The sequence below is a fragment of the Deltaproteobacteria bacterium genome, assembly GCA_016183175.1.
Lineage (GTDB): Bacteria > UBA10199 > UBA10199 > UBA10199 > SBBF01 > JACPFC01.
In genome coordinates this window covers 1-3,636 of record JACPFC010000070.1, presented here as the reverse complement: position 1 = coordinate 3,636, position 3,636 = coordinate 1, and the positions used below count along the sequence as shown (strand labels likewise).

General features: G+C 51.7%; 3 protein-coding genes. 2 read left to right on the top strand and 1 reads right to left on the bottom strand.

What is annotated here, in order from left to right; translation table 11 throughout:
• Positions 1-1,312: menaquinone biosynthesis decarboxylase (locus tag HYU99_07720; protein MBI2340234.1), on the top strand; the 1,312-nt coding region annotated here is incomplete at its 5' end.
• Between the two features lie 63 nt (positions 1,313-1,375).
• Entirely contained in the window at positions 1,376-1,720 is a 345-nt protein-coding gene (gene erpA / locus HYU99_07715) for an iron-sulfur cluster insertion protein ErpA (protein MBI2340233.1), read from the top strand.
• A 1,174-nt stretch (positions 1,721-2,894) separates the two neighbouring features.
• Here the strand turns inward: erpA and tsaE are convergent.
• A complete protein-coding gene (gene tsaE / locus HYU99_07710) occupies positions 2,895-3,335 on the bottom strand; it encodes a tRNA (adenosine(37)-N6)-threonylcarbamoyltransferase complex ATPase subunit type 1 TsaE (GenBank protein ID MBI2340232.1) in 441 nt (146 codons plus the stop codon).
• Positions 3,336-3,636: the final 301 nt, after the last annotated feature.

Genomic DNA, 3,636 nt, shown 5'->3' with positions numbered 1-3,636 from the left:
CGGCGGAAAAAAATCGGACATTCCGGTTTTGATCAACATGCTCGGCTCCAAAAACCGGATGAACTGGGCCCTTGGCGTGGAAGATATCGAAGAAGTTGCGACGGAAATCCGCGACCTGGTGAAAAAACAGCCCCCCTCCTCTTTTCTTGAAAAATTGAAAATGCTCCCGACGCTGGCCAAAATCGGCTCGTATGCGCCAAAAAAGGTCTCGTCCGGTAGCTGTCAGGAAATTGTTTTAACCGGCGATGAGATCGATCTGACAAAATTTCCCATCATCCAGTGCTGGCCCAAAGACGGCGGGTCCTTTATCACCTTCGCCTGCACGATTTCCAAAGACCCGGACAACGGAATCCGAAACGTCGGCATGTACCGTCTGCAAATTCTCGATAAAAAGACAACGGCGATGCACTGGCAGATTCACAAGCATGGAAGCCAGCGGTACAGGGAATTGAAGAAAAAAATCCCGGTGGCGGTCTATCTTGGGGGGGATCCGGCGCTGATATTTGCCGGGGCCTGCCCCCTTCCCGACAATTTCGACGAGTTTCTCTTTGCCGGATTTTTAAGGAAAAAGGCGGTCGAGCTGGTCTCCTGCAAAACAGTAGAGCTGGAAGTCCCCGCTAACGCCGAGATGGTCATCGAGGGATATGTCGATCCCGAAGAGCCTTTGGTCGATGAAGGTCCCTTCGGCGATCATACCGGATACTATACTCTGGTCGACAAATATCCGGCGTTTCATGTGACGGCGATCACACACCGGAAACAAATGATCTATCCGACAACCATTGTCGGCCGGCCGCCGATGGAAGATGGATACATGGGGCTGGCGATCACCCGGATTTTTTTGCCGCTTGTCCAACTCACCTTTCCCGAAATAAAAGACATGAATATTCCGGTGGAGACCTGTTTTCACAACCTGGCGATCATTTCGATCAAAAAAACCTACCCCGCCCATGCCCAAAAGATCATGAGCAGTCTCTGGGGAATGGGGCAGTTGATGTTTTCCAAGTGCATCATCGTCGTGGACGAGGATGTGAATGTGCAAAATCTCTCCGAGGTGGCCTGGCGGGTGGGGAACAACATCGATGCCAAGCGCGACATCGTCTTTACCGAGGGGCCGGTGGATGCGCTGGACCATGCCTCGCCGCGGTTCGGCATCGGCAGTAAAATGGGAATCGACGCCACGCGCAAATGGAAGGAGGAAGGATATGATCGCCAGTGGCCGCCGGATATCGAGATGGATGAGGTGACGCGCAGGAGGATTGACGAAATCTGGGGCCGGCTGGGAATTGACAACCCGGACAGGAGCAACTAGGATGGAATAACAAGGAGATCGACTATGGAAAACATTCAGGTTTCACCCCCTGCCCCTCTTTCAATGGGGACCGGCCTTAAGCCGCTTGTCAGCTTGACCGACAATGCCGCGGCCAAGGTGAGGGCCTTCAGGGAGAAAACGCCCGATGCAAAGGACAAGATGTTCCGCGTTTTTGTGGAGGGGGGGGGATGTAGCGGGTTTCAGTACGGGTTTACCTTTGATGAACTCCGCGCCGGAGATGAAAAAGTGGCCTGTGGAGATATCGATGTTCTGATCGATCCGCAGAGCAAAACCTATCTGATGGGGTCGGTGGTCGATTTCGTGGAGGATTTCAAGGGCTCCGGCTTTACGGTGAGAAACCCCAACGCCAAAGGTTCCTGCGGGTGCGGCACGTCATTTACCGTTTAAGTCACGTTTTTACTTCAACAAAAAAACCCCGTGAGATGGCGGCTTTCGCCTATCTCACGGGGTAGATAATCAATCTATCGTTTGAGGAGATGCCTTTCCGCCTTTCTGGAGTCTCAAAACCATTCCGGGCGCCGGTGACTCTTTAGAGCCCCCATTCCCTCATGCGGTTGGTTTCTCCGGGTATCTGGAGTTTTACCCCAGCGAACTACCCGGCCGCCTCCGCTTCAGGGATTTCTGGCGCACCGAAAAAGTCAGCAACTTTTGACCCATGGGATCTGTGGGCCTTTATGTTGCCTGTCCTCCTCTAAGATTTCCCAGGGCCTTTATGGTTTTTTCCCGCCCCTCTGGAGGCCCGCTTCCAAGCCTCAACTCCCCTGTTCTTGCCCCCTTCCCTCCTTGCGGATGGAAGAGGCCTTGAACTCCGAAGTGTCGGGACGATGTCCCTTCCAAGGTGCGGAATATGCCTTAAGGTTTCCCTTGAGGCAGGCCATTATGGCCTTTGTGCCCGCGAATTGCTCCCCCGTTTGAAAAAGCGCCTCATCCTGGTTCCGGTCCCTCGGCCCGCGGCCCGCCTCACGGCTTGCCCTGTTGCCGATTCGGATGAAACGCCTTCTCGGCTGACGCCGGGAGAGTCAACCCGTTCGCGCCGGCATTTCCTCAAACGATACATTGATTATCAATGATCCTCGGGGGGATCGAAGGTTCTCGTTCCTCGCTTCCGCTCGGAACTGCGATCCTCAAATACCCCCGAACCCCGCGCTCACCGCCGGCAAGGCCGGACGGTTCGCTTTTTCTCTTTGAGGGTTGAGCCCGTTTAAACCACAACTCTTTCAAAACTTCGACAAAAAAATTTTTGGAATTTTTAAGTAGCCGATATCATGGTGAAAAAATTGTCAGAAAAAAGTTATCCACAGGGGTGGATGAAACTATCCCCGTCAAAGGTACCCGCAAAGGCCCTGTTTATCAGGCTTGGAAAGTTTTATTTTTTCCGGCGGGTTGTGCTGGGGAAAAGTTCGGGCAAGATTGCGGAATAACGGAAGAAATCTGAAAAAGTTATTCACAACCGTAAATTGGCAAACAAAGAGAGTGCCTTTGTCTTCACAATTTTCGTAAGCCGCTCTGAGTTGGCCTGTTTTGCCGGCAGATGGGACCGGCGGGAACGAAAATTGCTCCGTCAAAAGGACTCTCTTTGTTTGCCAGGGATTACAATTTGTCGCGTCGTACCATCACGAATTTCAAATTGAACTTTGTAGTCAAACTCCGCTTCCAGCTCGCGGATTTTGTCCCCCCACTCCACCACACAAATTCCGTCGCTTCCGAAATATTCCTCAAAATCAATTTTTTGGAATTCGGCGAACGTATTGATCCGGTAGAGATCAAAATGGTACAGGAGCCCCTTTGTGGTCGGGTACTCGTGGAGCAGGGTGAATGTCGGCGAGGTGACGAAATAATCGGGGTCGCCGTTTAAGCCCGCAAAAAGGCCGCGGACAAAGGTTGTTTTTCCGGAGCCCAAATCGCCGCAGAGGGCAACGACATCCCCTTTTTTGAGTTTCTTTGAAAAATCAGCGGCGAATTTTTCGGTTTCGGTTGGCGATTTGGAGAGGAAGGGTTTCACGTAACTTAGCAAAGAGAGAGAGTCCATTTGACGGAGCAATTTTTGTTCCCGCCAGTCCCATCTGCCGGTGAAACAATTCAACTCCAAAGCGGCTTACGAAAATTGCGAAGACAAAGGGACTCTCTCTCTTTGCTAATAGAATATATTGGTCAATACCTCTTTATTTTTCCGCAAAAATTCATACCCAAGGTCCAAATTGTTCGCAACGTCAGTAGCCAAGACCACCCGCCTCTTTTGGGCCAACAAATCACCGACCAATCCGTGCAAAAAACATCCAAACAACAACGCTTCTGTTCGTTGC

What these genes read in the sequence shown, in the direction of transcription:
- erpA (MBI2340233.1), top strand. Translation starts at nt 1,376, where the DNA reads ATGGGGACCGGCCTTAAGCCGCTTGTCAGCTTGACCGACAATGCCGCG.